28 protein-coding genes are annotated in these 26,171 nt (G+C 60.3%); 11 read left to right on the plus strand and 17 right to left on the minus strand.

All coding sequences use genetic code 11. The features are described 5' to 3' along the window. Nucleotides 1-318: 318 nt before the first annotated feature. From GR198_RS19050 to GR198_RS35440, 5 genes are all read left to right on the plus strand, one after another. Complete coding sequence (locus GR198_RS19050) at nt 319-903, plus strand: hypothetical protein (protein ID WP_018482054.1); 585 nt, start codon at nt 319-321, stop codon at nt 901-903. Between the two features lie 291 nt (nt 904-1,194). After that, nucleotides 1,195-2,121, plus strand: a complete 927-nt coding sequence (locus tag GR198_RS19055) for an ArdC family protein (RefSeq protein ID WP_131646237.1) — start codon at nt 1,195-1,197, stop codon at nt 2,119-2,121. A gap of 635 nt (nt 2,122-2,756) precedes the next feature. After that, nucleotides 2,757-3,068 (plus strand): DUF736 domain-containing protein, encoded by a 312-nt coding sequence (locus tag GR198_RS19060; protein WP_018482050.1) that lies wholly within the window; start codon nt 2,757-2,759, stop codon nt 3,066-3,068. Between the two features lie 299 nt (nt 3,069-3,367). Continuing rightward, the gene (locus tag GR198_RS19065; protein ID WP_018516739.1) at nt 3,368-3,529 is read left to right on the plus strand and encodes a hypothetical protein; all 162 of its coding nucleotides are present in this window, start codon (nt 3,368-3,370) and stop codon (nt 3,527-3,529) included. A 293-nt stretch (nt 3,530-3,822) separates the two neighbouring features. Further along, nucleotides 3,823-3,996 carry a hypothetical protein gene (locus GR198_RS35440; protein ID WP_312876457.1) on the plus strand — a complete coding sequence of 58 codons (174 nt, stop codon included), beginning with the start codon at nt 3,823-3,825 and terminating at the stop codon, nt 3,994-3,996. 62 nt (nt 3,997-4,058) lie between these two features. Here GR198_RS35440 and GR198_RS19070 read toward each other — a convergent pair whose 3' ends face one another. Beyond that, nucleotides 4,059-4,367 carry a WGR domain-containing protein gene (locus GR198_RS19070; RefSeq protein ID WP_018482047.1) on the minus strand — a complete coding sequence of 103 codons (309 nt, stop codon included), beginning with the start codon at nt 4,365-4,367 and terminating at the stop codon, nt 4,059-4,061. Nucleotides 4,368-4,810: 443 nt separating this feature from the next. Here GR198_RS19070 and GR198_RS19075 point away from each other — a divergent pair, with 443 nt between their 5' ends. After that, on the plus strand, nt 4,811-5,125 hold the full coding sequence (locus GR198_RS19075; protein WP_064251367.1) for a hypothetical protein: 315 nt from the start codon (nt 4,811-4,813) through the stop codon (nt 5,123-5,125). A gap of 247 nt (nt 5,126-5,372) precedes the next feature. Here GR198_RS19075 and GR198_RS19080 read toward each other — a convergent pair whose 3' ends face one another. The 4 genes from GR198_RS19080 to traC form a co-directional block, all read right to left on the minus strand. Beyond that, on the minus strand, nt 5,373-5,735 hold the full coding sequence (locus GR198_RS19080; RefSeq protein WP_409514057.1) for a thermonuclease family protein: 363 nt from the start codon (nt 5,733-5,735) through the stop codon (nt 5,373-5,375). 525 nt (nt 5,736-6,260) lie between these two features. Further along, entirely contained in the window at nt 6,261-8,192 is a 1,932-nt protein-coding gene (gene traG / locus GR198_RS19085) for a Ti-type conjugative transfer system protein TraG (protein ID WP_018482044.1), read from the minus strand. After that, nucleotides 8,179-8,394, minus strand: coding sequence for a type IV conjugative transfer system coupling protein TraD (traD, locus tag GR198_RS19090; protein ID WP_011654561.1), 216 nt, complete (start codon nt 8,392-8,394; stop codon nt 8,179-8,181). The genes traG and traD overlap by 14 nt, the downstream gene beginning before the upstream one ends. 4 nt (nt 8,395-8,398) lie before the next feature. After that, complete coding sequence (gene traC, locus GR198_RS19095; protein WP_011654562.1) at nt 8,399-8,692, minus strand: conjugal transfer protein TraC; 294 nt, start codon at nt 8,690-8,692, stop codon at nt 8,399-8,401. Nucleotides 8,693-8,947: 255 nt separating this feature from the next. Between traC and traA the strand changes: the two genes are divergently transcribed. The 4 genes from traA to GR198_RS19115 all read left to right on the plus strand — a co-directional run bounded on the left by traA (nt 8,948) and on the right by GR198_RS19115 (nt 14,624). After that, a complete protein-coding gene (gene traA, locus GR198_RS19100) occupies nt 8,948-12,274 on the plus strand; it encodes a Ti-type conjugative transfer relaxase TraA (RefSeq protein ID WP_164069380.1) in 3,327 nt (1,108 codons plus the stop codon). A 65-nt stretch (nt 12,275-12,339) separates the two neighbouring features. Then, nucleotides 12,340-12,837: a conjugative transfer signal peptidase TraF gene (gene traF, locus GR198_RS19105; protein ID WP_018482041.1), complete on the plus strand. Its 498-nt coding sequence runs from the start codon at nt 12,340-12,342 to the stop codon at nt 12,835-12,837. Further along, nucleotides 12,827-13,990 carry a conjugal transfer protein TraB gene (locus GR198_RS19110; protein ID WP_164069435.1) on the plus strand — a complete coding sequence of 388 codons (1,164 nt, stop codon included), beginning with the start codon at nt 12,827-12,829 and terminating at the stop codon, nt 13,988-13,990. The genes traF and GR198_RS19110 overlap by 11 nt, the downstream gene beginning before the upstream one ends. A 16-nt stretch (nt 13,991-14,006) precedes the next feature. Then, the gene (locus GR198_RS19115; RefSeq protein WP_164023975.1) at nt 14,007-14,624 is read left to right on the plus strand and encodes a TraH family protein; all 618 of its coding nucleotides are present in this window, start codon (nt 14,007-14,009) and stop codon (nt 14,622-14,624) included. A 130-nt stretch (nt 14,625-14,754) separates the two neighbouring features. Here GR198_RS19115 and GR198_RS19120 read toward each other — a convergent pair whose 3' ends face one another. The 3 genes from GR198_RS19120 to GR198_RS19130 all read right to left on the minus strand — a co-directional run bounded on the left by GR198_RS19120 (nt 14,755) and on the right by GR198_RS19130 (nt 16,723). Then, nucleotides 14,755-15,621 (minus strand): nucleotidyl transferase AbiEii/AbiGii toxin family protein, encoded by an 867-nt coding sequence (locus GR198_RS19120; RefSeq protein WP_131714233.1) that lies wholly within the window; start codon nt 15,619-15,621, stop codon nt 14,755-14,757. Further along, nucleotides 15,614-16,231, minus strand: a complete 618-nt coding sequence (locus GR198_RS19125) for a type IV toxin-antitoxin system AbiEi family antitoxin domain-containing protein (protein WP_077988207.1) — start codon at nt 16,229-16,231, stop codon at nt 15,614-15,616. The genes GR198_RS19120 and GR198_RS19125 overlap by 8 nt, the downstream gene beginning before the upstream one ends. 243 nt (nt 16,232-16,474) lie before the next feature. Beyond that, nucleotides 16,475-16,723: a helix-turn-helix domain-containing protein gene (locus GR198_RS19130; RefSeq protein ID WP_138397159.1), complete on the minus strand. Its 249-nt coding sequence runs from the start codon at nt 16,721-16,723 to the stop codon at nt 16,475-16,477. Nucleotides 16,724-16,981: 258 nt separating this feature from the next. On the opposite strand from GR198_RS19130, the gene GR198_RS19135 reads away from it, so the two are divergent. Further along, the gene (locus GR198_RS19135) at nt 16,982-17,272 is read left to right on the plus strand and encodes a transcriptional repressor TraM (protein WP_164069381.1); all 291 of its coding nucleotides are present in this window, start codon (nt 16,982-16,984) and stop codon (nt 17,270-17,272) included. 3 nt (nt 17,273-17,275) lie between these two features. Here the strand turns inward: GR198_RS19135 and GR198_RS19140 are convergent, their stop codons facing one another. The 9 genes from GR198_RS19140 to GR198_RS19180 all read right to left on the minus strand — a co-directional run bounded on the left by GR198_RS19140 (nt 17,276) and on the right by GR198_RS19180 (nt 26,162). Then, a complete protein-coding gene (locus GR198_RS19140; RefSeq protein WP_131598838.1) occupies nt 17,276-17,980 on the minus strand; it encodes an autoinducer binding domain-containing protein in 705 nt (234 codons plus the stop codon). Nucleotides 17,981-18,291: 311 nt separating this feature from the next. Further along, complete coding sequence (gene trbI / locus GR198_RS19145) at nt 18,292-19,590, minus strand: IncP-type conjugal transfer protein TrbI (RefSeq protein ID WP_164069382.1); 1,299 nt, start codon at nt 19,588-19,590, stop codon at nt 18,292-18,294. Nucleotides 19,591-19,601: 11 nt separating this feature from the next. Beyond that, entirely contained in the window at nt 19,602-20,042 is a 441-nt protein-coding gene (gene trbH, locus GR198_RS19150; RefSeq protein ID WP_077988211.1) for a conjugal transfer protein TrbH, read from the minus strand. A gap of 3 nt (nt 20,043-20,045) precedes the next feature. Beyond that, on the minus strand, nt 20,046-20,858 hold the full coding sequence (gene trbG, locus GR198_RS19155) for a P-type conjugative transfer protein TrbG (protein ID WP_077988212.1): 813 nt from the start codon (nt 20,856-20,858) through the stop codon (nt 20,046-20,048). Between the two features lie 17 nt (nt 20,859-20,875). Beyond that, nucleotides 20,876-21,538 (minus strand): conjugal transfer protein TrbF, encoded by a 663-nt coding sequence (locus tag GR198_RS19160; protein WP_027668115.1) that lies wholly within the window; start codon nt 21,536-21,538, stop codon nt 20,876-20,878. A gap of 20 nt (nt 21,539-21,558) precedes the next feature. Next, nucleotides 21,559-22,740 carry a P-type conjugative transfer protein TrbL gene (trbL, locus tag GR198_RS19165; protein ID WP_131588142.1) on the minus strand — a complete coding sequence of 394 codons (1,182 nt, stop codon included), beginning with the start codon at nt 22,738-22,740 and terminating at the stop codon, nt 21,559-21,561. Further along, nucleotides 22,734-22,934 (minus strand): entry exclusion protein TrbK, encoded by a 201-nt coding sequence (gene trbK, locus GR198_RS19170; protein ID WP_164069383.1) that lies wholly within the window; start codon nt 22,932-22,934, stop codon nt 22,734-22,736. The genes trbL and trbK overlap by 7 nt, the downstream gene beginning before the upstream one ends. Further along, nucleotides 22,931-23,734 (minus strand): P-type conjugative transfer protein TrbJ, encoded by an 804-nt coding sequence (trbJ, locus tag GR198_RS19175; protein WP_164069384.1) that lies wholly within the window; start codon nt 23,732-23,734, stop codon nt 22,931-22,933. Before trbJ ends, trbK begins: the two co-directional genes overlap by 4 nt. Then, nucleotides 23,706-26,162: a conjugal transfer protein TrbE gene (locus GR198_RS19180; protein ID WP_164069385.1), complete on the minus strand. Its 2,457-nt coding sequence runs from the start codon at nt 26,160-26,162 to the stop codon at nt 23,706-23,708. The genes trbJ and GR198_RS19180 overlap by 29 nt, the downstream gene beginning before the upstream one ends. Between the last annotated feature and the right edge of the window lie 9 nt (nt 26,163-26,171).

Here is a 26,171-nt window from a genome sequence, read left to right on the forward strand (position 1 = left end):
AGAGGTTCTCTCCTCCGGGGGTTCGGAGCCATAACCCGTCCCCGCCGGTCTGCCCTTCGTTTTCGCTGCGGTCTGAACCGGCGGCCGGTCGTTTAAAGGCCGCTGGCGCGCCGCGAAGCGGCCGGTGCAGCCTCCCTCGCAAAACGGGTTCGCGTCCTTCGCAGGGCTTTACCCCGCTTGTCCGCAAACCCGTTTCGCTCGCCCGGCCGTCCCGGACCTGTGAAAGCGCCCGTCCTTAGCCGGTTCCTGTCGACCGCATCGAAGGGCAGACCGGCAGGGGCCGGAGCCGCTTCGGTGAAACCACGAAAGGAAGATCCCATGGCCAAGCCCGCAACCAATCGACCTGCCGCCCGCGTCGTGCCGCTCCGCAAGGGTACCACCCTCGAAATGGTCAGGCTCACATGCCCGGACACTGCGCAGGCAATGCTGATCGCTGAGAGTTTCGGAACCGCTGTAGTCGACAGCGATGGCATCCGTGAACTCCACGAGCGCCTGATCATTGAGACCGCCGACAGCCTCTCGGACGGTCTCGGTGAGAAGGCGATGCAGATCCATCTCCAGCGTATCGTCGGTGCGTATGTCGGCTCGGCGCACGGCGCCGGCCAGTTCTACAGTCGAGCAGTCTCCGAAGCCCGAGACGCGACCGCCAAATCGGCAAACGATCCCCGCGACGAGGATCTCGATGGCCCGGTGGGTTACGACAGCGCCGCCCAGCGCAAACGCGAATTCGCTGCCGACATGGGCATACAGTCCCACGCGCTGCGGATGGCCGCCGAGGGCGCAGTCGCAGCCTATCGCCACGTCATCGGCGAAGCCTGGAAGCCTTTCGACCGCCCGGTCGACAATCCAGGCCAGTCGCTCGACCGCAAGGCGGCCGAGGCACAGATGGCGGCTCTCGGTTGAGGCGCTTCCGGCGGAGCTTCGGCTCCGCCATCTCCCTCTCACTGATCCTTGGGCCGGTTCCTTTGGGACCGGCCTTTTCCATGTCAACGGAAGGAAAAACAAGAGCCCTGCCCGCCACGCGGCCTCGTCCTTGTCGGCGGTCCTGCAGGAGCCGCCGGTCTGCCACAACGGCTTTGCCGTCCTTCACTCCGTTCCGGCCGTTCCGGTGCGGCCGACCACCTGATCGCTCCTGCCTTCGGACCTCCGCGACGGGGCCGCGATCGGGGCGGCCTCCAAACGGAGGATCACGACATGAGCAGGAAAGCCGAAGGCGAACGCGCCGACATCTATGCGCGGATCACGGATAGAATTGTTGCCGATCTCGAAAAGGGCGTAAAACCCTGGATGAAACCCTGGCACGCGGCCAACACGGATGGCCGGATTACCCGGCCGCTGCGCCACAACGGTCAGCCCTATTCGGGCATGAACATTCTTCTGTTATGGTCGGAGGGAATGGCGCGCGGCTTCACGTCACCCACGTGGATGACGTTCAAGCAGGCGCTCGAACTGGGAGCGGCGGTGCGCAAGGGCGAGACCGGTTCGACGGTCGTCTTCGCCGGCCGCTTCACCAAGTCCGAGGCGGACGGCGATGGTGAAGAAGTCGACCGGGAGATCCCGTTTCTGAAGGCTTACACGGTCTTCAACATCGAACAGATCGACAGGCTGCCCGAACACTACCATCACCGACCGACACAGGTGCTCGATCCTGTCGAGCGCGTCGAGCACGCAGATCACTTTTTCAGGAACACGGCCGCCGTCATTCGGCATGGCGGCTCGCAGGCTTATTACTCTCCGGTCACGGATCACATCCAGATGCCGCCGTTCGAGACATTCCGAGACGCGGCGTCCTACGTGGCCACGCTCAGTCACGAAAGTTGCCATTGGACTGCGCGCCCCGATCGCGTCGATCGCGATCTTAGCCGCTATGCGAAGGACAAGACCGAGCGGGCTCGCGAAGAGTTGATTGCGGAGCTCGGGAGTTGCTTCCTATGCGCCGATCTCGGGATCGCACCGGAGCTGGAGCCACGGCTGGACCATGCGTCTTATCTGGACTCGTGGCTGAAGGTTCTATCTGACGACAAGCGGGCTATCTTCCAAGCCGCGGCGCATGCCCAGCGTGCTGTCAGCTTCCTGCACGGTCTCCAGCCCATTCAGGCCGACGAGAGAGCGGCCGCGTAGGAGACGTCAAGGTCGGTCATTGTCACCCGCAACGGCCGACAGCTCTTTCGGCGCTCTCTCCGCGAGCGCGTGCTCATCGGACGTGAGGTCCAGCCTCCCCCAGATCGATGGTCTCCGATCGTTGGCTTTCAGCTTTCGGGACTGCTTGATTTCGACGGTAAACGGCTTTGTCTGCTGACGCATAGATCCTCCAGGCGACGAATCGCGGCCCGACAATATTGCGTTGATGAGAGGAGACAACTGCCCGGACGGCCGAGTTTGTCGCATCCGAAGCCGACGCTATGCTTTAGAGACCTGGGGAACGGCTTCGCGGCCGGGCTGTTCTGCCGGGGCAACGCACGGCGAGGGCCATGACCAAGTTCCTTCCACCGCTGTCATAGGCCACGCCCTCCGCGGGCTCGATGAGGCATGTCTGATCGGAGACCGGCTTCGCCTCGATCGTTCTCCCGCAACGGCCGTCCGCAACTTTCTTCCCCAGCGAACTGCGTTCGCATTCCTCGCGCGACAACAAAGTTTCTCCCGACCGCCCTCCATTTCATTACGGCCTTCCAGGTGCGGTCCGATCGTCCCCGATCCTTGCGACAGCCATCGAGGCCGCGAAGGGCGCGGCCCGAAACAACCGAAAGGAACAGACAATGGCTACCATCGGCACTTTCACCGCAAACGAAAACGGCTTCACCGGCTCGATCCGCACCCTCGCACTCAACGTCAAGGCCCGCATCGCCCGCGTCGACAGCCCCTCCGACAAGGGCCCGCACTTCCGCATCTACGCCGGCAATGTCGAGCTGGGTGCGGCTTGGCAGAAGCGCTCCGGCGAGAGCGACCGCGACTATCTCTCGGTCAAGCTGGACGACCCGAGCTTCCCCGCCCCGATCTACGCAACGCTCTCCGAGGTCGAAGGCGAGGACGGCTACCAGTTGATCTGGTCCCGCCCCAATCGGGATTGAGATCCCAACAAGGCCCCGCCACCGAGGCGGGGCCAACTGGCCGCTTTAAGAAAGCCGGCAACGGGCGTCGAGCCCGCGGCCGACTTTTAGGGTGCCATACGGAGAAGTGGGGGTCTGCTCATATCGGGCCTATCGTGCCGTGGAGCCGGGACAGCCTCAAGGACGAGCGGTTCCCCCAAAATGCCGGCGCATTTCGGCTCCCCCACTCACCGCCGCTGGCGGTCGCATGCGCGATCCTTGACCCTGACCCACCGCCACGCCGGCGGGCGTCATCTTTCTCAAACATCAAGGAGATGACGATGATCGAACAACAAATCGAAGAACTGCGCGCCGAGCTGAACGCTTGCATCGAGCCCGCCGAGCGTCGCGAGATCGAAGCCGAGCTCGAAATCGCCCAGGCCGAGCTGATCATGATGCTTGGCGAACAGGATGGTTCCATCGACGCCGAGCCGCCCTTCTGAGGGCGGCATACCACCAGCACTGGGGGACCGCCGGCATCCAGGATCCCGAGAGGGGCGATCCGCTGCGACTCTCCTTTCGATCTACCGTCATCGACATCGGGGATGCTGCATCCCGTCCGTCGCCCGCAACCTGCCGGCGCCAGAATTTTCCCCGCCGTATTGCGGCTCCTCGCGTGCCAAATTCTTGGCGCCGGCAGGTCCTTCACTCTCGTTTCGTCCTTTCAGGTGCGTCCCTCCTTGTCCGCCATGCGGCCTATCCCCGCGATATCCGCATTTCGAAAGGAGAAAATACCGTGCAACAGCTCGCTCAGTTCCTCACCGCCACCGGCCGTCGGCTCCGCACCCTCGGCAGGGTGATCTGTCACTACTTCCGCAAGGGGAAACTCGGCCTGAAACTGGCCATCAAGATTCCGTTCTTCGTCGAGATCGAGGCGTCGTTCGAGACCGACTGGAACCGGCGCGAATAACACGCCGCGGGCCGCTTCAGCGGCCCCTCCTCTACCAGCTGGAACGCGGAACACAATCATCGTCAGCTCGGCGAATATCGGCAGGTTGTTTTTGGCCGATAGCCGCGACCACGTTTTTGCTTCAACAGCTCAAGGAACAAGCGAACCGCTTCCTCCTCCCGTTCGAACACATGCTGCTTTTCCTGTCCACGCTTGCCGATCCGTCCCCATCGCCGGGTCAGGCAGGCCTCTCCGAACATCGTCTGCTCGATCTCCATGGCATAATACCGCGCCATGTTCTTGGCTGGATCCGTTCGTTCGACATAGAGCTGGTATGGTTGCGAAATCATGCCGGCATGATCGTCACACGGCGCCGCTACGTCCAACGACATATGTGAATCCTACAGATGCGACCGATTCATTTTCGTGAAGAATGGGGCTTGGGCGAGGCGCCGATGGCGCACGGCTGTGGTCGCACCGCGACCGGAGCCCGCACGCGGTCTCCGCCCCGCCGGGTTACGATCCTCTCGCAGCAAGAAGCATGCCTCTGCGAAATCTCATTGTCCGGAGACAGCCGGAGCCTCCCGTCGCCATCGGAGATGGCAAGCGGTCGCGTCCCTTCAGGACGCAGTTCTATCTCTCTCTAACGTCCCATTTTGCACCCGCCGTTCCGGCGTCAAGGACATCGCGGCCCCTCCAATTTTCCCAACGCCGCAAGCGGCACAGAGAAAATCGGTTCCTCCGCTCGCCGCAGGGCGGCCGCGTTCCGCGGTCCCTGACCCCTCACGGACTACGGTGCCGACACCTTTCGTCAGAAAACGAAAAGGAGACTCTGATGACAAAGCATCAATTCGCTCGTGTGGTGGAAGAAGATCAGAAGCGGCCGGATCAACAGCCGGATTGGCTTGAACGACTGCGCCGAAATTTTGATGCGGAAGTGCATCTTCCCGCCGATATCTCGCGGGAGTTTCTGTCTGCAGCGCTGCTTTGGGCAGTCGACAACAAGGTCGATTTCGGTTTGTTCCACGAGGCCAGCGAGATCATCATTGCGCACTTCGGCGGTGATGAGATCTACCTCCCGTCGCGGTGGTCCGACAAACGATGGCACATCGGCCTTGAGGACAAAGAGCCTTTCGATCCGAGCGACTGAGGTCGAGACCAGAGGCGGCTTGTCGCCTCTGGTCTTTGCCTATTCACATGAGCCCCTCCAGCCGGATCGACCGAGCCGAGCGGCTATGAAAGGGGGCTCTGCCGCCCCTCTCAATCTCACCCCATGAAGGAAGGGCAATGCCCCTCCTTCAAACTTCCTCCCATGGAGAAAGGGGACGGTTCCCTCCTCCCTTTCCCCAAGCCCCTATCCCTCTCCCTCTCCCGTGCAGGGAAGGTGATGATGGCTGTCACCCGCCCTGGCACCAGCCGTGTCGGGCACCATCCCATGATCGGGCAAACCCTTCCTTGATCAAGGCATCGCCCAGCGAATTGCCTGCACGAAATACGGTTCGCAGTTTGCGTCCATATTTGTTTTCGTCACGGAACCCGGCCGCTAGCGAGAATTTTCCAGCGTTGAGCAGCGTCAGCAGGCGGGATTTTGCCGCCTCACCCTTTATCCGTTCGGCCTCGCAGCGGGGCGGGCCGAGTTCGGGCGTATCGATATCGGCGATGCGGATTTTCTCGCCGTTGAACCAGAATGTGTCGCCGTCGACGACGCAGTTCGCTCGATGGCTTCCGTCGCAGATCGGAAAATGCGGTCGACAATGAATCCGTCGTCGGTTTCTTGGTCAAAGTGGCGAGATCGGGAAGAACGTCGGCGCCGCCATAGGCAAGCCAACCCCCAACAGCAATGATCACGGTGCATAGAACTGCCGTCGAGCGTTTACGCCATCTGTTCCGGCCAGATCTCAGCAGTCCTCCACCCGCGCGCTGCCGGTCGCGACCGCCTCCGGCCTTCGGCGGCTTTCTAAACGGAATCACATTTGATTTCGCCACTTTCCGATCCCCTCGTTTCGTCTCAACCTATGTCGGACCCGGTTTCATCTGCGTTTACGGAGGAGCTTGGCTCCGGGCTGCGGTGTGGCCGGCAAAATGGTGCGCGACGGGCGGGGGCAGTCGATCCCGCCTCCCCTTCGGGCCACTATGTTGAGGCTCCTGCGGCTGCCCTGTTTTCCTCCCGTCACGCAACGAGAATTCCCGAAATCCCGCCCGCCGGGCGTCGCTATGCTGATTTCTCCGATACTCTTCATTTTTCTGGATCAGCCTTGCTCGGTTGCACCGCGCGCCGGCTTGGATCATGCAGGCTTTGGCGTATCCCCGACCATGTGAAACCTGTTTGTGCCGACGCATGCTTTCATGTCGTCGCGCCGGAACCAGATGGCTCGTCCGCATCGGAGTGGGGCGTTTCCTGCGGTGAAGACGATCTGTTCGTCGGCGCGCATGCGCAAAACTTCATGCGGCTGGATGAGCGGTCTGGCGGCAAGCTGTTTCGAGCGCGTGCGCGATGATCCCTTTGCCTGGAAACTCCGGCTCACCTGGTCGATCTCGACCGTGGTCATGCCGCAGCGCCGGGAGATGTAATCGGCGGTTTCGGGATCGTTGATCGCGGCAAACGAAATCCAGCTGGCACTCTCGAACCACTTACTTGCCGCGTCGCGGCCGCCATAGGTTTCGCGCATCTGGCCGATCGACTGATAGATCATCGTCAGCGTGATGCCGTATTTGCGACCGGCGTCGCGAGCGGTCTCTATGATCCGCATGTAGCCGAGGCGCGCGACCTCGTCGAGGAGAAACAGGGCGCGCCCCTTGATCTGTCCGTCGCGATTGTAGATCGCATTCAGAAACGAGCCGATGATGACGCGCGCAAGACCGGAATGGGTCTCCAATGTCTTGAGGTCTATGTTGATGAAGACGTCCGTATTGCCGGCCGCGATCTCGTTGGTCGCGAACTTCTTTCCAGACACGAGTGCTGCGTAGTTCGGATAGGAAAGCCAGTGTGTTTCCTTGACCGCGTTGGCGTAGACGCCGGAGAAAGTTTCCGGCGTCATGTTGACGAAGGCTGCGACGTTTTCCTTCACAAAATCCGAGCCCGAATTGTCGTAGATGTCTTGCAGCCGTTTGCGCAATGTCGGCTCCGGCTCCGAGAGGTTCATGCGCACCTGCCGAAGCGTCTGGTCGTGCTCGTCCGTGCGGCCGGACAGGCAGACATCGGCGATCAGCGCCGTCAGCAGTTGCAGCGCCGATGCGCGAAAGAAGTCGTCACGGACACCACGCACGCCTCCGCCGTCGCTCATGATCCATGAGGCGACCGAGGCAATATCCTCTTCCTTCGTCCCGCCGAAACGACCGACCCAGTCCAGCACGTTAAAACCGATGTCAGGCTTCCTTGGATCGAGGACGAATACATCCCTTCCGGCTCCGCCGCGATGCACGGAGACCATCGGTGCGACCTCGTTCGAAGGATCGAGCACGATCAGCGTGCCGCCCCATTTCAGTGCCGTCGGGATCGTCACCGACGTCGTCTTGAAGCCACCGGAACCGGCAAAGACGATCCCGTGCGACGAGCCGAACGAGCCATCGAAGCACAGCAACGGCGACTTGCCGCCGGCGCCCCACGTCTCAGCGCTGTCGGCGCGAAACGCTTGGCTCCCGACACTGTCCTTGTCGACCCGATAGCGCTCGCCGATGACGATACCACCGGCATCGGGAAACAGCTTTGCTGCCTCCGTCAGTTTCATCCAATCCGCTTCGCCATGGAGCGCCCGCTTGCCCTGAATGCGTTTTGGCTCGGCCCTTGCGAATGCCGCATTGCCGATGAGCGCGACGCGAAGCGCGAAGCAGGCACATAAGAGCGCCGCACTCGCGCCGATCGACGTCGCTGGATCGAGAAAGGCCCAGACCGTCTTGTCGGCGGGTACTGTCATGAAAGCGGAAAGGCGCATTGTTTCGCGAATGGCTGCGATCAAGATCGTCCCACTGCATCCCGCGACGACGCCCCAACCTGCCTGCTTGATATTGATCGAACCGGCGCTCGAAAACAGCAACAGAATTCCGATCGCCGCACTGGCCACATAGGGCAATGCGATGCCCGCCCGCCCCCATGCCAGTCGCGCGGCCTCGGTCTTGCCAAAACCGGAAAGCCACTGCTCTACCCCTGTCATCCCGATGACGACCAGGATCATCAACGTCCCTGGCATGACGACGAGCGCAATCCTATTGATCGTCATTGCCGAAGGCCTCCACGCCGATTGCCGTGAGCCTGGACCGCTCGGTATCGTCACTCTTGATGCGGCGCGCTGCATCGACCAGCGCGCCCAGCAACAGCGCTCGCTTCTCGTAGCGCAGACCGGCCTTGACGATCAGTCCGCCGAGCTCGATCTTTTCTCGCGTGTCCTTCTTGCGGGCGTCGGATGTCATCGTCCTCGCCATGCGTTCAAGCCTCGCCAGCGCTGCCCGCGCCCGCGCCAGACGTGACCGGCGCGGTTTGCTGCGAGACGACGGCTGCCCCTCCCCTTTCTTTTCCGGCCGTAGCGCCCTGCCCTCCGCGAAATCGCTTGGTCAGTTGCTCAAACGCTGCCTGAAGCTCCGCCTCGTCGATCTCGATCTCGCCAAGGCCCGCCTTGAGCGCGATCCGTCCGATGCGTTCCGCTTCCCGGGTCTCGGCGATCTTGAGCTGTTCCTGCAGCTTGGCGATTTCGTCGCGAAGTTTCGCGGATGGCTTCTTCATGTCCGTCTGTCTCCCTGAGTGCGAAAGCTTGTCTTTCGAACCCAGTTTTTCGGACCGGAGTGCGGAACGCACTACTGTGAATCCTACAATCGCCAAGGGCGATGCTTTCGGGAATGATCCCGGCCGTTCCGAAGGAGCGGCTTCCAAGGGCGCAATTATACGTCGCTGGCGCGACGTATTGCTGAGAGAGCCTCGTGGGGCGGCCGCTCCCGACGAACCTTTTGATTTCGTTCGCAACCGGGAGAGAACTCCGCCGTGGCCGTCCCTCACTTCTCCGTCAGCGTCGTCGCCCGTGGCTCCGGCCGCAGTGCCGTGCTGTCGGCGGCCTACCGGCACTGCGCCAAGATGGAGTTCGAGCGGGAAGCCCGGACGATCGACTACACGCGAAAGCAGGGGCTCCTGCATGAGGAGTTCGTGATCCCTGCCGACGCGCCGGAATGGGTGTGCAGCATGACTGCCGATCGCTCGGTCGCCGGCGCATCCGAGTCCTTCTGGAACAAGGTGGAGGGCTTCGAGAAGCGATCCGACGCGCAGCTCGCCAAGGACGTCACCATAGCTCTGCCGCTCGAGCTGACGGCCGTGCAGAACATCGCGCTCATGCACGACTTTGCGGCGGGCCACATCACTGCGCAGGGCATGGTCGCGGACTGGGTCTATCACGACGCCCCGGGCAATCCTCACGTCCACCTCATGACCACATTGCGCCCGCTCACCGAAGACGGTTTCGGTTCGAAGAAGGTCGCGGTGCTCGGCCCGGATGGCAAGCCAATCCGAAATGACGCCGGCAAAATCGTCTATCAGCTGTGGGCCGGTAGCACTGAGGATTTCAATGCGTTTCGCGACGGCTGGTTTGCCTGCCAGAACAAACATCTGGCGCTTGCCGGCCTCGATATCCGCATCGATGGCCGTTCCTTCGAAAAGCAGGGTATCGACCTCGAGCCAACCATTCACCTCGGCGTCGGCGCCAAAGCCATCGAGCGCAAGGCCGAGCAATCCGACCACAAGTCGGAGACCTCGACTCCCAAACTCGAACGCATCGAGCTTCAGGAGGAGCGCCGCAGTGAGAATGCTCGACGCATCCGGCGTCGTCCCGAGATCGTGCTTGAGCTGATCACGCGGGAGAAGAGCGTCTTTGACGAGCGCGATGTAGCGAAGGTCCTGTACCGGTACATCGACGATGCCCGGCTTTTCCAAAGCCTGATGGTGAGGATACTGCAGAGCCCGGAAGCGCTCCGGCTCGAACGCGAGCGGATTAATCTTGCGACCGGGGTCCGGGAGGCGGCGAAATACACCACGCGCGAGATGATCCGGCTCGAAGCCGAGATGGCCAACCGTGCGATCTGGCTCTCCGGTCGCGCCTCCCGTGGGGTCCGTGAGACGGTGCTGCAAGCGACATTTGCGCGCCATTCCCGTCTGTCGGATGAGCAGCGAACGGCGATCGAACATGTCGCCGGGGCCGCGCGGATCGCCGCTGTCATCGGTCGCGCCGGCGCCGGCAAGACGACGATGATGAAGGCTGCGCGCGAGGCATGGGAAGCGGCCGGCTATCGTGTCGTCGGCGGCGCCTTGGCGGGCAAAGCCGCCGAGGGATTGGAGAAGGAAGCAGGCATCCAATCGCGCACGTTGTCATCGTGGGAGCTTCGCTGGAACCAGGGACGCAACCAGCTCGACAACAAGACGGTGTTCGTGCTCGACGAAGCCGGCATGGTGTCGTCACGGCAGATGGCGCTGTTGGTCGAAACCATAACCAAGGCTGGCGCCAAGCTCGTCCTTGTCGGTGATCCGGAACAGCTGCAGCCGATCGAAGCAGGCGCCGCCTTTCGTGCGATCGCCGATCGCATCGGCTATGCCGAACTCGAGACAATCTATCGTCAGCGCCAGCAATGGATGCGCGATGCCTCGCTCGATCTGGCGCGTGGCAATATCCGCAAGGCTGTCGACGCCTACGCCGCTTATGGTCGAATGATTGGTTTGAGACTGAAGGACGAGGCGGTCGAAAGCCTGATCGCAGCTTGGGACCGGGACTACGACCCTTCGAAGACCAGCCTGATCCTCGCACACCTTCGCCGCGACGTCCGGATGTTGAACGATATGGCCCGCGCCAAGCTGGTCGAACGCGGCGTCGTCGCGGACGGATTTGCGTTCAAGACAGAGGGCGGAACTCGCATGTTCGCGGCCGGCGACCAGGTCGTGTTCCTCAAGAACGAGGGCAGCCTTGGTGTCAAGAACGGCATGCTCGCAAAGGTGCTTGAGGCTGCACCCGGCCGGATCGTCGCTGAGATCGGTGACGCCGAGCACCGCCGTCAGGTTACGATCGAACAGCGCTTCTACAACAACCTCGACCACGGCTATGCGACGACGATCCACAAGAGCCAGGGCGCGACCGTCGACCGGGTGAAGGTGCTTGCTTCCCTTTCATTGGACAGGCATCTCACCTATGTGGCCATGACGCGCCACCGTGAGGATCTCGCCGTCTATTACGGCCGGCGCTCCTTCGCCAAAGCCGGCGGTTTGATCCCGATCCTGTCGCGCAGGAATGCCAAGGAGACGACCCTCGATTACGAGAAGGCGTCGTTCTACGGCCAAGCGCTGCGCTTCGCGGAAGCGCGGGGCCTTCATCTTGTCAACGTCGCCCGCACGATCGCTCGCGATCGGCTCGAATGGACCGTCCGGCAGAAACAAAAGCTCGCCGATCTCGGCGCACGTCTTGCCGCCATCGGCCCGGCGCTAGGACTGGTTCGCGGCAGCAACAAACACTCCATCCCGGACACAATCAAGGAGGCCAAGCCCATGGTATCAGGCATCACCACCTTCCCGAAATCGCTCGACCAGGCTGTCGAAGACAAGCTAGCCGCCGATCCCGGGCTCAAGAAGCAATGGGAGGACGTCTCGACCCGCTTCCAGCTTGTCTACGCGAAGCCGGAAGCTGCCTTCAAGGCGATCAATGTCGATACCATGTTGAAGGACCAGTCGGTCGCGCAGTCCACCCTGGCAAGGATTGCCGGCGAGCCGGAGAGCTTTGGCGCGCTCAAGGGCAAGACCGGTCTTCTCGCGAGCCGTGGCGACAAGCAGGACCGGGAAAAAGCGCTCGCCAATGTACCGGCGCTCGCCCGAAATCTTGAACGCTACCTTCGTGAGCGGACCGAGGCCGAATTGAAACACGAGACAGAGGAGCGCGCAGTCCGTCTGAAGGTTTCGGTCGACATCCCGGCGCTATCTTCAGCCGCCAAGCAAACGCTCGAACGCGTGCGCGATGCGATCGATCGCAACGATCTTCCGGCCGGCCTCGAATATGCGCTGGCCGACAAGATGGTGAAAGCCGAACTCGAAGGATTTGCCAAGGCTGTGTCCGAGCGTTTCGGGGAACGGACATTCTTGCCTTTGGCCGCGAAAGACACGAGTGGCAAGACCTTCGAGACCGTCACATCGGGCATGACGGCTGGCCAGAAGGCCGAGGTCCAGTCCGCGTGGAATTCCATGCGCACGGTCCAGCAACTTGGCTCTCATGAGCGTACGACCGAAGCGCTCAAGCAGGCCGAGACGCTGCGTCAGACGAAGAGCCAGGGGCTCTCGCTGAAATGACCGCGGGAGCTGGAACGCGGCGGGCGATGACCGCGGAACAACGACGAGCGGCTGGAATCATTTTTATGGCCGCATTGGTGGTCATACTGGCGATCGGCACCGGCCTCGCCGGCGGCTACCGCATCAATCTGACGCCGAGCGAGCCACTCGGCGTATGGCGTATCGTTCCGCTCCATCGCCCCGTTGCTGTCAATGATCTGGTGTTCATCTGCCCACCGGCTACCGCGGAAATGCGGGAGGCACGAGCGCGTGGCTATTTTCGTTCTGGTTCCTGCCCGGGCGGCGTCGCACCGTTGATCAAGACAGTGATCGCCGTAGGAGGACAAAATGTCGAAATCGGCGTCAGAGTGAGCGTGGATGGGTGGAGGGTTTCCTCTTCCAGTCTCGCACTACGAGATGGAAAAGGCCGGCCGTTGACGCCCTTTCCAAGCGGCATCGTACCGCCAGGATATGTCTTCTTGCATTCCGCATTCCCCGGCTCCTATGACTCCCGATATTTTGGCCCGGTGCCGATCTCCGGCATTCTCGGGCTGGCGCAGGAGGTGTTCACCTATGTGCCGTGATTACCTTCGGCCGGCGCTGCTGATATTCGCTTCGATCGCGATCGGCGTGGTGGGCTGGAGCGGCCATGTGTTGCTTCTACCTGTCGCGCTGGGGTTTCCGGTTCTTTGGTCAATCGCGCGAACGAGATCAGTGGCGGCACTTGTCTCCGCCGGATATTTTCTGGCCGCATCACGTGGTTTGCCGCAAGGCGTGGCCGCCTTCTATTCGTCGGATATCTGGCCGGGCTTGTTGCTCTGGCTGTGCGCCTCTTTGAGCTTTGTGGTGGTGCATGCTGTCCTCTGGACAAAGAACACGCGCGTTCGTCCTTCTCGCTATCTCCTTGCGGCCGTCATCATGGCCATCCCACCATTCGGCATCACAGGCTGGGCGCATCCTGTCACGGCGGCGGGTGTTCTGTTCCCGGGATGGGGATGGTGGGGCCTTGGCTTCATGACAGCCGGCCTTGCGGGCCTCGCAACACGCATTTGGCCAGCTGTCGCCATCGCCTTTGCAGGCCTTTGGCTGTGGTTCGCCGCGATCTGGACCGATCCGAAACTACCGGAAGGCTGGCGCGGCGTTGATCTGGAGTTGGGCGCTTCGCTCGGCCGAGAGGCCGGTCTTCAACGCCAGCGTGACATAATCGCAACGGTGCGTAACGCCGCCAGCGACGGTGCCCGCTATGTCGTGCTGCCGGAAAGTGCGCTTGGCTTCTGGACCCCGACCGTGGCGCGGCTTTGGACAGGCGCCCTCAGCGATAGCAATGCCACAGTGATGGCCGGGGCCGCGGTGGTCGATCCCGGGGGCTACAACAATGTTCTGGTCGCGATCGACAGGAAGGGCAGCCGCATCCTCTATCGCGAACGCATGCCGGTTCCCGGCTCGATGTGGCAGCCGTGGCGTTTCTTGTTCGGGGAGAGTGGCGGTGCCAGGGCGGATTTTTTTGCGAACCCGATCGTCCCGATCGGTGCCGGCCGCGCGGCGCCATTGATCTGCTACGAGCAACTGATCGTTTGGCCGGTGCTTCAGTCCATGCTGCACGATCCGGGCTTCATCATTGCCGTCGGGAACGGTTGGTGGACCGATGGGACGTCGATCGTCGCCATCCAGCGGACTACTGCCACGGCTTGGGCAAAGCTCTTCGCAAAGCCGCTTGTTATTGCCTTCAACACTTGAGTGCCCAGGAGACACCATGATCGACGCAGCCCTGATAAACGAATGTGCAGACCCTTCTCTCAAGCCCGCGATCATCGAGCAATTCGTGATGGCAGCGGGCTCGGATGATCCCCTCGCCGTCACTGTTAAATCGGGCGGCCGGTTAATACTCGTTCCGAAAGCCACATCGACTGAGGAGGCGATGGCGATCATGCGCCAATACGTTGGTCAGGCGGTCGTCCGAGTCGGTCTGACTCAGTTTCCTGCTGGGGTTGGAGTCAAGCAGCCCGCTGATTTGAAGCCTGATTTCGTCGATCCTTGCCAGAACCTCCGCAAAGGCACGACGATGTTCGCCAAGGTTCTGAGGATCGTTGCGAAATGGTATGGCAACCCCACGAGCAAAGATGTCTTCCCGCAGATTTTTGATGATGCAGTCTACGCATGGAAAACCGGCGAGTTCGAGGGCGTGAGTGTGTTTCAGGCCGAGGATCCTGGAATACCCATCGAAGCGCCGCAGCAAAGCGATGAGACGCGTCCCGCCGAGTCAGTGGATGGTGAGGAAGCGACGCCGAAAGACGTACAGCCAGGGACGGTACAGGATGTTGGACGCGCGGGGATGCGGATCGATCTTTCCCGCATTGGTGGTCAGCAATAGCGTTGAGTTCACCTCCCATTCGCGGGGCATCTTCCGGCCAAGCCAGAATTTAGCGCGGCTCCAAAGCATGAAATTAGTGTGCTTTCGACGCATGAAATTAAAGTGAGACAGATTGCGAGCAAACCGCTCACTAGTCCAGCCTCGCAGCCGCGACCGCGTGCGGCATCAGGAATGTGGCAATCTCCGCGATGACGTCTGTCAGATCGCCAGGATTGTGTGCAACGCCTTCAACGAAAGCTCGCCATTGCCGCTGCTTTTGCTGGTCCTTGGCAAAGGCGTCCGTTAGGGCGTCGGGGAGGTCAATGGGGATCGATGTCGCGCGGCGATCAAAGGTAGCGGCTATTGCGCGCGCCAGCCGATCATCGCTGAAGTCGAAAGACCTGCTGAGGATCCAGATGTCGTAGAAATCCTTCATGCGGCTGTTTACTCGCCCCAGCATCACCATTGCCTGGAACTTCTCGGCAATGACCGTTTCTCGCGCATAGGCCCGAAGCCGCGGCATCGGAAAATCGAGCATAGAAGGATAATCCAAAACCTCCACCCCAGGCTCAAGCGCATCGCCAAAACCGATGTCGATCGTCAGGTTGATCCGGGCTCCGCTGATCGAAGCGATCACCCGCAGCCTGAGCCCACCATAATCCAATGCCTCGCGAATACGATCCACATGCAGCGTATCAGCGTCAAACGTAACGCCATCGTCGGCCTCTTGCGCCAGAATTTCCCGAAATGTCTCAAGCATCGGGTCCGGACTCGGATCACCGAAACCCAAAAGATCGAGGTCGCGGGTGCCTCGGTGCGGATTGTCGAACCAACTCATCATCAACATCGCCCCTTTTAGAACGAAGCGACCGGCGTGGGGCGACTGGCTAAGCCGGAACAATAACCGTTCAAGAGCGAAACGCGTCAGGACCAGATCGAAGCTTTGTCCGCTTGCCTTGGCGAGTTGCAACAGGCGGGCGCGAACCGAAGCACCGACGTTTCTGATTTCTTTAGCCATTGGCGGTCAGCGCCTCGAGATACGGCCGGATCACCGATCCGGCGCCACCGCGTTCGGCCTGGTTGGCGATTTCGCCAGGAGTAGCCCTTCGTTGCCGCAGCGCCTCCTGCAGCCCTTCTATCGCTACTGAAAGGCCGATCTTGTTGCGATAGCGAAAGCAATCGGCAATTGTCTTGGCAATTCCAAACACCCTCACAGGAACGCCTTCAATGACATGGGTTTCGACGCTTTCGTTGAGAAGGCTGTCTGTGAAACGCACGATGCGCATAGCGGGGCTGTCCAGTTTCGGAGCCCAGTCCTTACGGGCTATGGCAAGCCAGATTTGTCCCGGGAGCTGATCTGTCAGGCCGTGGAACGCCAATGCTGAAACGAGGCAGATAACGCCTTTTGGCGCGCGTTTGGCAACCTCCGCCAGACTGTGGTTGACGTCGAGCTGCGCATCAGGAAGTTGATAAAGACCGCGGGCAAGCCGGAGCACTTCACCATCTCGTTCCATTCGGCTCATGGTGGCAGCCGTCACACCTGCGTTCCGCAGTTCCACCAAACGTGCTATTCCGCGCTCAGTTAGCACGGTGCGGGCAATTTGGCGTTGCGTGACGGGCCGGGGCATTGATATAAAAGCTCGGAGAATTGGATCTATTATCCTAGGATTTGTATCACAATCCCTAAAGCCGAGAAAGCCATCATCGCCTTGTGAATTCTTCACCACGAATAGTTGCCTCGATTGGCTCGAGAGCTGACAAATCCAGTGGTCGTCAAGAGTAAAGATGTAGCCTTGCCGACGGACCTAGCCAATTGACGTGGAAGCATTGCCGGCCGGGCATGATCCCGTCAGTCCGCAGGACAACTTCTCTTAGTCGTCAAGCTCGGCGGTTGGCATCTGTGACTCCTCCGGGGGCCGTTTCAGTAACTCACAGGCTTCGATGCCCAAGACTGTCGCCAAACGGTCAACGACATCGATGCTTGCATTGTAGACGCTACGCTCAAGCGAACTGACGTAGGTGCGATCGATGTCCGCGCGATGGGCGAGTTCCTCCTGGGACAAGCCTTTAGCCTGCCGTGCAGCTCGCAAATTACGCGCAAATACCTCTCGAATCTCCATGATCCGGAGAACAGCGGCTTGATGAGTTTCCTACCACGGAGTATTCTCTACAGCACAAGCGGGGGTCGAATCCTTTTGAGCAAATAAGCAAGACAGTGTCGTTCAAGTCCCTGCACTCTTCGACGTCGGTATGGAGAGGCGCGAGATGAATTGCACAGGACCCAGATGATGCTCAGCGGATATTGTGATGGCGCTCAACCGATATAATAAGGCCGCAGCCTTAGGTTCGGGCAGCAGAATGAAGTTAGGGAGAAGCGGATGAACGATGTGGGCTCATCTCGCCACAGTTTGATGCAAGGGTCAGAACTAGAGGTGCTGGCAGTTGCTGCGATCCGTGAGCACCGCCATCTTATTGCCGCCGATGAGGCTGTCTATGAGGAATGGACTCGCGCGAGCGCCGATCCGTCGGTCTCCGCCGCCGTACTCAAAAGCCTGCAGGATGAGTATGTCGCACGTCAGAAAAAATCCGAAGCCCAGCAGGAGTTGTTGTCGGAAATCATCGATGCGCTTGGCTACGTCCCTAAAGTTGCCCCAGATGGCGAAGCCTGACGCTCATACCAGACCGTGATCTTTGGCGATCGCGACAAGTTGCGGAACGGTTGCTGCTTCGAGCTTTTCGCGCGCTTTATCGAGGTAGTGCTGCACTGTCCTCGGATTGATCCCTGTCAACATTGCGGTTTCCGGAGCGCTTTTGCCCTTTGCCGCCCACATTAGGCACGTTGCTTCTCTTGGTGAAAGTAACCGTTTCGGCGCGACAATCGTCGTCGCAGCTATGATTTTCAGGCGGTAGTGGATCGCCAGTACCGCCTGGATCGCTTTTTGCGCATCCTGCAGCTTTTTAACGTCAGCCGTCTGCGCTGAGGATGCAAACGTCAGCATCATCGTCGACCCGAAACTTCCTTCGACGGGTATAGTCACCCCACTCCGAATGCCGTAATCGATCGCCTGGTCCCGAAAACGCCTGAGTTCGGAGGTTCCACGAGCGGGCCAATCGTCGGCCGTCCAGGAAAACATTTCCATGCGACGCTTGGATTCAGTAACGACCGGGTCGATGCGGGAGTACTGGCCTTCGAGATAAACGCCCTGCCATTCCTCCGGATAGGAGTTGAATGTGCGGATTTCCAACCCCTCGGTCTGCAGATAAGCAAAACGGTCGAAGCCACATGCGTGCGCAAAGGTCTTCAAAGCACTTTTGATCATACGTTGATCATGCGCGGCTTCTGTCATATCGATGAGAGAGCGAAGGTCACCGTCCACTAACTTTTCTCCTTTTGCGACGGTGCAAGCCTCCCACTCGTCGCGCCGTTCTGACGCCGCGAGGTACCGGTTGCCACCGTTCGGCCAGCCGGAGCCACATGGGACATTGGACGATACGGCAGTTGCTTCTACGCGAAGCAGATCCACGTTCGTTGCCTCGCTTAGGTCTATTCACCTCTGCCGAGTATTCAACTCTTTCTGATCTAAAGACGATGATTTTTGTAGAGAATTTTAGTCACACCTGCGTCGCCACGCGGAATGACCTTGCGACGTTCAGTGATGTCGCGAAAATCTGAGGATCATTTACCTGGTTAGCGGCCGCTATAGACAGATGGAAAAACAATATCCTGATCGACCAGGACGTTGAACTTGTAGCCCGGCCGGATGCGAATTGTCGGCTGAACGTTCAGATTCTTCGAGATCGTCTCTTCCGCTACCCGTCCGAATGACTCGGCAAAATTCCGCCGAGCTGCATCCGAGGCGGTGTCCTGCGTCGCGAGCGTCGAACTCTCAGGCATCGACATATCGATCCCGGTCCCGATGATTGCCATTAGCGCCGCCGAACCGAACGTCCTCGAGAGATGGCGGTCGGCCATGTCCTGTAAGCCGCCATATCCTTCGGCGTCCGTGCCGGCCATGCCACCGATCTGCAGTGTAGACCCATTCGGAAAAATGAGGTCGGTCCAGACGACAAGAACGCGCGCCTGGCCGAAAGACACCTTGGAATCGTAACGGCCGAACAGCTTTGCGCCTTGCGGGATGAGAAGGCGATAGCCGGTCGCACTGTCGTAGACATTCTGGCTGACCTGAGCCGTGATCCGCCCTGGCAAATCGGAATTCAGGCCGGTGATCAAGGTGGCGGGAATGACTGAGCCGCGCTTCAATTCATTGGGTGACATCTGCGGCACCACCTGGTTTGGCAGGTAGCCAAGATCCTTGATGTCCTGATTGAAGAAGTCCTCCTTCGACGTCTGCCCGTTCTGATCGACGTTCTCTCCCGTCAGGCCGGATTTCATGGCGGCGGCATAAAGGTCTGAGGCGCTGTTTGCTGCGACGTTTGTCGGCTGGCGGCCCGTGTCATTGGTGGAGCTTGCAGCCTTCTCGACATCGGAGATGTCGACCTTCAGTGGCGAATCGAGCGCCGTGGAACGGGCCTGGAGACGCGCCATCCGCTGGCGTTGTGCCTCGCGCATATATTGCTCATCCTGCTCTCGCTTCAGTCGAGCCTTCCACTCCTCTTCGGATTCGAGCCTTTGTCGGCGATCTTGTCGATCTGTCGGTTGGCGCTCGACGACCGGTTCCTGCTTTTCCTCTTTCTCGATGACGATTGGTGTCGGCTGAAACACCTCCTGCTTTTCTGGGTCACCGATAATGCCGTCCGTGACACCCCGCTTAAGCTGGTCGCCGAAACTGGTCGCAGGGCTATTGGAAGCACCCTCGATGTCGCCACGATTGAAGGAAAGCCCGCGCAGCGACAGACCAATCACGACGATGCTAACGAACAGCACGATGACAATGATGGCGACGATGATCGGCAGGCGGTTGAGCCGGCGCATGCCCTGCTGATCATCGGCTTGGCTGGACGTGCCAAGCTGGAGCGACTGGACCATGTTAATCTCCGTCAGTTGCGCTGCATGATCGAAAGGGGACTGGCCGGCACAGCACCCGCCGCCGTCGGCGTGTAAGCACGGCCGAGAGCGATGGATGGCGTCGAGAGCTTCGCCAAAACCTGCCCGTCGAAGCCCTCGATCGAATAGGAAAGCTCGACCGGCTTGATGTCTTTGGCGACTTTGCTGTCCGTGACGACCGTATAGCCCCACCCCTTCAGGGCCGCTTCGAGGGCGGTCGCAAACTCCGACGTGTCTTTCGCCATTTTGATCGTCGTCGTAGCACCGGCTGGCCCGATCTGTTCAGCCAGGCGGCTTGCCATGTCGCCGGCGATGGCGCTCGCGGCTGGTCTAGTAACGGCCACCGGGGTTGAGCTGGTGGTCAGGGCGTCGTCGGCCGTTTGGCAACCGGAGAGCAGCGCGGCCACGACGAAATATCCAAGAAGCTTGCCCATAGGTCAGCCTCCCCGCCGGATGGTGATCTTCTGTTGCCGCCAACCGACGCCGGAAACGAGGATCGCCTTGTCGATCGCATAGTCGACGGTCATCATGTCGTTCTTCATGCGATAGTTGACGATGCGATTTTGACCGCCGGAGACGACGAAGAGTACAGGTGCATCCTGACCGGAGATCGACTTCGGGAACTGGATGTAGGTCTTCACCCCGTCAGAATAGACCCGCTTCGGTTTCCAGGGCGCGCTCCCGCTCACCGAGTAGGAGAAGTTCAGCTTGTCCGGCGCTGTGCCCGGAATGCCGCCCGTTTCGAGACGGGCGTTTATGTCGGCGAGCTTGGTGGACACGTCTTCCGGATATTCGAAGCCAATGCGCGCCATGTACTGGCTGGGATGGGATTTGAGCTGGATGTGATAGGTTCGACGTGACGTGGTGACGACCATCGAGGTGAGAAGCCCTGGCTCAGATGGTTTGACGATGAGATGGATGGCCTGTCCGCCTGTGGCACCCGAGGTGGCCGGCTCTACCTTCCAGCGCACGGTGTCGCCGACGAGGACGTCGCGAACGATCTCGCCACCCTGAAGTTCGATGTCGCAGACCTGTAGAGGAGAGCAGACGACGGACGGCTGGGTCTCGCCGAACAGAAAGATGACCTTTCCGTCCGGACCTGTCGTGACCAGTCCCTGCGTGCCGCGCCACTTTCTGGAAAGATTTGTTCCTTTCACCTCGTTGCTCGTCATGCTTTGCGCCTGCGCGCCCGCCGCTAGCAAGAGTCCGGCTATGCAGCCGGCGGCTGCGATTAATCCCGTTTTTTTCATTGAAAGAATCCCTGCCCTTAAAGCTGTGCCGTCCAGTCAAAATCTCGGACGTAGAGGCCGATTGGATTGAGGCGGATCGTCGCCTCATCCTGTGGCGCGGTGAGCGTCACCGTTGCGATCCCGCGGAACCGCCGCGTGCCGATCTCCTTGCCCTTGCGGTCTCGCTCGTATTCCGTCCAGTCGATCTGATAGGTCTGGTTCGAAAGCGCCACGATGTTGTTGACCTCGATGGCAACTGTCGAAGACTTCGCCTTCTCGAACGGAGAATTGCCTCGAAACCAGGCGTTGACCTTCTCCGTCGACGGATCGGACGTGCGAAGAAGGGCGTAGGTGCGGTCGATATATTGCTTCTGCACCACCGCATCCGGCGTGATCGATCTAAAGCTCGTGACGAAGTTACCGAGTGTGGCGCGCACCACGCGGACATCGGCATACTCGATCTGTTCCGGAAAGCCTGCCGTGACTGCGGTTCCGAGCTTGTCGACCTCGACGATGTAAGGCACGAGCCTCACCTGCGTGCTCAGATACATCGCGTAGCTGAAGCCGATGACGGCCATGACCAGACCGAGGACACCAACAATGCGCCATGCGGCTGCGGCCTTCACATAGGAGCCATAGCGTTCGCTCCATTCCTGGCGGGCGGCAAGATACGGGTTTTCCGGGGCGCGGTTCGCTGCCATTTATTCTTCCCTTGTCTCGATTACGGTTTGTCGTTGCGTTCGGGAGGAGGTTTCGGTCCGCTATGACCGCCGCGCTGTTCATCGAGCTTCGCATTGGCCAGTCCGAGAATGGACCCGGCATAAGCGCCCGGAGAGCCGATTGCCTTTTCCTTCGCGGCAGATCCGGCTGCTTGCGCGCCGGAAGCGAAGCTCGCGCCCACGCCGCGAAGAGCAGCACCTGCAATGGATGAACCGCCAGCTCGTGCGGCTTGAGCCGCCGCAAACCCCGCTCCCGCAGCGCCGGCGGCGAGGAAGCCAGCACCGGCGGCAAAAGACGCCGTTTGCCCGCCGTGGCGGATCGCTTCCATTCCTCCGGATACCGATGCGCCCTGGACGACGCCCTGGATGATGTTCGGGACATACATGGCGATGATGAAGACGACGACGGAGATACCGGCGATGGCCAAGGTCGTGACGAACTGATCCGACGAGGCAGTCGGTGCTTGAGCAAGGCCAAGCAGGACGTTCGATCCGATCTTGGCGATCATCACCAAGGCCATGAGCTTCATGCCGACGCCAAAGGCATAGACGAGGTATCGAACAGCAAAGTCTTTCGTGAAGGACGAACCACCCAGCCCGAGCATGATCATGCCGGCGAGCAAGCCGACATACATTTCGACCATGACCGACACGAAAATAGCGGCAACCAGCGAGAAGCAGATGACAACGATGCCCATGGCAAGAACGGCGGCAATCGCGAGCGCATTGTCTTCGAACACCCCGAACTGTGCTTGTTGCGACATTTGGGAGGCGACGCGGATGCCGGCATCGAACACTTCAGCAGGCGAAGCTGAACCACCGCCGGCGCCAATCTGGAAAAGGCTGTCGACCACCGCTCGCGCAAAGGTCGGACCCTGGGTCAGAACGAATGCGAAGAACCCGATGAACATGATCCGCCGCACCAGTTCGGCGAACCAGCTGTCCAGTGAGGCTGACTGGATCGCCAACCAAACGGCCGCAATGCCGATCTCGATCGTTGCAAGAATCCAGAATAGGGATTTCGCTGCCTCCATAATGGTGGTCTCCCACCCCTTCGCAGCGGATGAGACCTGGTTTTCCAGTTCCGTGAGAACCTGTCCCTCCTGCGCGAATGCGGGAACAGCATAGGTGAGGAAAAAGAGACCTGTAATCAGGAACGAGCGTGCGACAGTTACCTTCACCATCTCGGGCGCATCTCCTGACCTTCCTCGATCGGCGGCAGCTCTTTGTCGGAGCCGAAGAATTTTTCCCGGACGGCGCGCTGCTCCTCGGTGAGCGCGGGTATTCCTGTGTTTCGGGAATTGACGATCAGCACTATCGCTGCAGACGATGCAGCGGCGACAGCCAACAGCAAGGCAATCAGGACGGGGCGGCTCACCATCGCGGTTCCATTTTCTGGCCTTCCGGAACGCTCTTGACCTCGGCGTTGAAGAATTTCTCCCGCCGCGCCTGTGCCAGGTCCTTGTCTGTCTGTTCCGTCTGCAGCCAGGTTCCCATCATCGTCATCTGCTGCGAGACAAGGCCCCGAAGCTTCTGCATCTGGGCAACCTGCTGAGCGGCGATTTCATGCCCGACTTGCAGAGCCTTCATCTGCCCGTCAGCCGTCTCGGACATCGACCGCATCGAGGACATCGTATCTTCCTCGCTATCGAACTGGTCGGCCGTGAGGCTCGCCGCTTTCAGCGAGCTGGCGATCGTGTCGCGGTTGGTGTTCGACCAGGACTGGTAGGTCGAGGAGAACGTCGCGTTGTCCGGCAAGTTGGTCTTGAGATCGGCATAGCTTTGAAAGCGCTGCTGAAGAACGTCGTCCGCATTCCCCATCGAAAAGGCGATGCCCTGTCCCTGGTCGACGATGCTGCGCAGCTGGTTGAGATCGCTTTCGACCTGACCCCAGACATGGTCAGAAAGCTGCGCCGTGTTTTGCAGCATGTTCTCGTAGATCTTCAGCTGGTTCTGGATCTGCTCTGCAAGCTGGCTGATCTGGGTCAGCTGATTGTCGACCTGGATGCCGGAGCTTTTCATGAGATCCACGAGCTGCGCATTGTTGGCGAGCTGCGTCCATTCGGTCGCAGCGCCGGTGGCTGTACCGGCTTGCACAGAGCCTGCAGCTCCGATCGTGAGAGCGGCGGCCGCCAAGCAGGCGAGCCATCTATTCGAACGTGAGTAGCGATGCGGCATCGTGAACTCCTCTCGTTTCAAGCCAGTGGATCGGCCAGTCGTGGCCATGTTCGGATTTCAGTGCGCGGATGCGTTTGAGGTCCTCTTTGCCCGACGCGCCGACAAAGCTCAGCGCGATTGGCCCAAGCGACATGTTGAAGAGCCGCCGGCCTTCTGGCGTGGCGACGTAGTATTCACGCTTCGGCATGGCGGTAGCGACGATCTCGATCTGTCGCTCGTTGAAGCCGATGCGCTCGTAGAATTCTCGCGTCCCCGACTCGCGAGCGGCGCCATTTGGGAGGCATATCTTTGTCGGGCAGGATTCCTTTAGTACATCTATGATCCCGGACCGCTCGGCATCGGAGATCGATTGGGTCGCAAGAACGACAGCGCAATTCGCCTTGCGCAGTACCTTCAACCACTCGCGAATCTTGTCGCGGAATACAGGGTGGCCAAGCATCAGCCACGCCTCGTCGAGCACGATCAGGCTGGGGGACCCATTCAAGCGCTTGTCGATCCTGCGGAACAGGTACGTCAGCACCGGCACGAGATTGCGTTCGCCCATATTCATCAGCTCCTCGATCTCGAAAGTCTGGAAGGCGCCGAGCGTCAGGCCGTCCTCTTCCGCATCAAGGAGCTGGCCCATCGGGCCATCGACGGTGTAATGATGCAGTGCGTCCTTGATCTCGCGCAACTGCACGCCGCTGACGAAATCCGAGAGCGAGCGACCGGATGCGCTCGCCATCAGTCCTACCTGCCGAGAGATGGCGTTACGATGATCTGGGGTGATGGTGACGCCCTGCAGGCCGACGAGCATCTCGATCCATTCCGTCGCCCAAGCCCGGTCGGCATCACTTTTGAGTTCGGAGAGTGGGCAGAAGGCCAACGCCCTCCCCTCTTCCACATTGTCGCCGCCGATCTCATAGTGATCGCCGCCGGCTGCGAGCGTCAGGGGCAGAAGTGAACTGCCTTTGTCAAAGGCGAAGATCTGAGCATTTTCGTACCGGCGAAACTGCGCAGCGATCAGGGCCAGAAGCGTCGACTTGCCTGAGCCGGTTGGGCCGAAGATCAGCGTGTGGCCGACATCATCGACGTGCAGGTTCAGACGAAACGCTGTCGATCCGCTTGCAACCTGCATCAGGGGCGGGGAATTCGGTGGGTAAAAGGGGCATGGCGCAACCGCGTTTCCGGACCAGACCGAGTTCAGCGGAATCAAGTCGGCGAGATTGCTGGTGTTAATCAGCGGCTCACGGATGTTGCAATACCAGTTGCCCGGCAAGCTGCCGAGATAGGCGTCGGTGGCGTTCAACGTTTCAATCCGCGCCCCGAAACCTTCCGCCTGGATCAGCCGCCGGATCGCTTCGGCCTTCTCCTGGAGTGCTTCGCGGTCGCTGTCGAACAGCACGACCACCGGTGTGTAATAGCCATAGGCAACCAGCTGCGACGAGGCCTGTGCGATGGCATCCTCGGTCTCGCCCACCATGGTCATCGCGTCCTGGTCGACGGATCGACTTTGTGTCTGGAATATCTGGTCGAAGAACGGCCGGACTTTCTGCTGCCATTTCTTGCGCGTACGTTCGAGCTTTTGTCGGGCCTCCTCGGCATCAAGGAAAACGAAGCGCGATGACCATCGATAGGTCAGCGGCATCAGGTCTAGGCTGTTCAGAATACCGGGCCAGCTTTCGGCCGGCAGACCGTCGACCGCAACGACGCCGAGGAAACGGCTTTCGACCTTTGGCGTCAGTCCGTGCTCAAGCTCCGCGGTGGCGATCCAGTCGAGATACATGGGAACGTCGGGAAGCCGGATGGGATGGCTTTCCCCGGTGGTGCAGAACCGGGCGAACTGGAGCAGTTCGTCATATCGGGCAACCCTCTCCCCTCCCCTCTCAAACGTTTCGCGGGTTTCCATTCGCCGGATCGAAAGAGTGTTGGCAAAATACTGCTCAAGCTCGCGCACCGCGTTCTTGAACACGAAGAGCACCGTGTCCGCGTAGGATTTTTTCCGGCTTTCCTCATCCGAATAGATGTATTTGCTGAGAGTAGTCTTCTTGGACTCGAGCGGTCGATAGGTCAGGATCAGTGCATGCTTGCTCTCGAAATGCCCCTGCTCGCGCGCGAAATGCGCCCGACGCTCGGCATCGATCGCGCGGGTCACCGGGTCGGGGAAATGGCAACGGTCTTCCGTTGGATAGTCGACCGTTGGAATGCGGATGGCCTCGACCTGGATCATCCAGCCGCTTCCGAGCCGCGACAGAACGGCATTGATCTGCCTCGACAGCTCGTTGCGCTCGAGGTCGGTCGCGCTTTCGGAGTCCGGGCCAGCGAAGTACCAGCCGGCCATCAGACTTCCGTCCTTCAAGAGGAGGACCCCATTGTCGACGAGGCCGGCATAGGGAACGAGATCGGCGAAGGACGGGCCGGTCACCCGGAAGCGTTTGAGAGCTACCATGGCCGCCTC

This window comes from Rhizobium leguminosarum (assembly GCF_010668065.1).
Classification (GTDB): domain Bacteria; phylum Pseudomonadota; class Alphaproteobacteria; order Rhizobiales; family Rhizobiaceae; genus Rhizobium; species Rhizobium leguminosarum_S.

Coding starts and splice junctions, on each gene's coding strand:
- traC (WP_011654562.1), bottom strand. CDS start 8,692: ATGAAGAAGCCATCCGCGAAACTTCGCGACGAAATCGCCAAGCTGCAG.
- GR198_RS19120 (WP_131714233.1), bottom strand. CDS start 15,621: ATGGCTAAAGAAATCAGAAACGTCGGTGCTTCGGTTCGCGCCCGCCTG.
- GR198_RS19125 (WP_077988207.1), bottom strand. CDS start 16,231: ATGCCCCGGCCCGTCACGCAACGCCAAATTGCCCGCACCGTGCTAACT.
- trbL (WP_131588142.1), bottom strand. CDS start 22,740: ATGGTGAAGGTAACTGTCGCACGCTCGTTCCTGATTACAGGTCTCTTT.
- GR198_RS19065 (WP_018516739.1), top strand. CDS start 3,368: ATGATCGAACAACAAATCGAAGAACTGCGCGCCGAGCTGAACGCTTGC.
- trbH (WP_077988211.1), bottom strand. CDS start 20,042: ATGGGCAAGCTTCTTGGATATTTCGTCGTGGCCGCGCTGCTCTCCGGT.
- GR198_RS19135 (WP_164069381.1), top strand. CDS start 16,982: ATGAACGATGTGGGCTCATCTCGCCACAGTTTGATGCAAGGGTCAGAA.
- GR198_RS19115 (WP_164023975.1), top strand. CDS start 14,007: ATGATCGACGCAGCCCTGATAAACGAATGTGCAGACCCTTCTCTCAAG.
- traF (WP_018482041.1), top strand. CDS start 12,340: ATGGCCGCATTGGTGGTCATACTGGCGATCGGCACCGGCCTCGCCGGC.
- GR198_RS19075 (WP_064251367.1), top strand. CDS start 4,811: ATGACAAAGCATCAATTCGCTCGTGTGGTGGAAGAAGATCAGAAGCGG.
- GR198_RS19055 (WP_131646237.1), top strand. CDS start 1,195: ATGAGCAGGAAAGCCGAAGGCGAACGCGCCGACATCTATGCGCGGATC.
- GR198_RS19050 (WP_018482054.1), top strand. CDS start 319: ATGGCCAAGCCCGCAACCAATCGACCTGCCGCCCGCGTCGTGCCGCTC.
- traD (WP_011654561.1), bottom strand. CDS start 8,394: ATGGCGAGGACGATGACATCCGACGCCCGCAAGAAGGACACGCGAGAA.
- trbG (WP_077988212.1), bottom strand. CDS start 20,858: ATGAAAAAAACGGGATTAATCGCAGCCGCCGGCTGCATAGCCGGACTC.
- GR198_RS19110 (WP_164069435.1), top strand. CDS start 12,827: ATGTGCCGTGATTACCTTCGGCCGGCGCTGCTGATATTCGCTTCGATC.
- trbI (WP_164069382.1), bottom strand. CDS start 19,590: ATGGTCCAGTCGCTCCAGCTTGGCACGTCCAGCCAAGCCGATGATCAG.
- GR198_RS19060 (WP_018482050.1), top strand. CDS start 2,757: ATGGCTACCATCGGCACTTTCACCGCAAACGAAAACGGCTTCACCGGC.
- GR198_RS19070 (WP_018482047.1), bottom strand. CDS start 4,367: ATGTCGTTGGACGTAGCGGCGCCGTGTGACGATCATGCCGGCATGATT.
- trbJ (WP_164069384.1), bottom strand. CDS start 23,734: ATGCCGCATCGCTACTCACGTTCGAATAGATGGCTCGCCTGCTTGGCG.
- traG (WP_018482044.1), bottom strand. CDS start 8,192: ATGACGATCAATAGGATTGCGCTCGTCGTCATGCCAGGGACGTTGATG.
- GR198_RS19180 (WP_164069385.1), bottom strand. CDS start 26,162: ATGGTAGCTCTCAAACGCTTCCGGGTGACCGGCCCGTCCTTCGCCGAT.
- GR198_RS19160 (WP_027668115.1), bottom strand. CDS start 21,538: ATGGCAGCGAACCGCGCCCCGGAAAACCCGTATCTTGCCGCCCGCCAG.
- GR198_RS19130 (WP_138397159.1), bottom strand. CDS start 16,723: ATGGAGATTCGAGAGGTATTTGCGCGTAATTTGCGAGCTGCACGGCAG.